Origin of the sequence: Methylophaga sp. UBA1464 (assembly GCF_002325665.1) — a bacterium.
GTDB lineage: Bacteria > Pseudomonadota > Gammaproteobacteria > Nitrosococcales > Methylophagaceae > Methylophaga.
Window position 1 is genome coordinate 5,656 of record NZ_DCSO01000023.1, and the last position, 801, is coordinate 6,456.

Annotated in this window: 1 protein-coding gene; it reads right to left on the reverse strand. The window is 45.6% G+C overall.

All coding sequences use genetic code 11. The annotated features are described in order from the left end of the window. Nucleotides 1-801: radical SAM family heme chaperone HemW (gene hemW, locus B3O33_RS02380; RefSeq protein WP_292362855.1), on the reverse strand; the 801-nt coding region annotated here is incomplete at both ends.

Below are 801 nucleotides of genomic sequence, written 5' to 3' on the forward strand. Positions count from 1 at the left end.
TAGGTCGAATCCACTTAACGGAATACTCAATCAATCCCCGTTCTTCAGCTTCAGCGAGTTGGTTCTTTATCGTCGCCAACGGCATCCCACAATGTTGCATAAATAATGATGGGGCAAAACCATCCGTCAACCGTAATGCATTAAGCATAAACTCAAACCCAATGTCATTAATGCCAACCTGTTCTTGTTTCAGAATACGTTGTGGACTATCGACCAGATCCAGATAGGCTTGGGGCTGTTTTTGTTTAACGATACGTTCAATGGACTGTGTGGCCGCATTGGAGACTTTACCGTGAGCTCCGGCTCCGATACCCAGATAATCACCAAACTGCCAGTAGTTGAGATTGTGACGGCTCTGGCAGCCTTTTTTGGCATAGGCCGACACTTCATATTGCAGATAGCCTGCTTCAGCAAGCCGTTGCTGATTGGCGAGTTGCCAGTCATTGATCGGTTCATCATCCGGTAATGGTGGTGGTGACTGATGAAAAAAAGTATTGGGTTCAATGGTCAGCTGATAATAGGAAATATGAGTTGGTTCAAGGGTAATCGCCATTTCCACATCTTTTCTGGCAAGTTCTGCGGTTTGTTTGGGCAGGCCAAACATTAAATCCAGATTGAAATTATCAAAGCCGGCGTGATGTGCAATTTCTGCTGCACGAATAGCCTGTTTGCCATCATGAATACGGCCTAAGGCTGTCAATGAGTCACCATTAAAACTTTGAATGCCGATTGATAAACGATTAATACCAACGGCACGATAGTCGGTGAACCTGGCAGCTTCAAAGGTACCGGGGTTGGCTT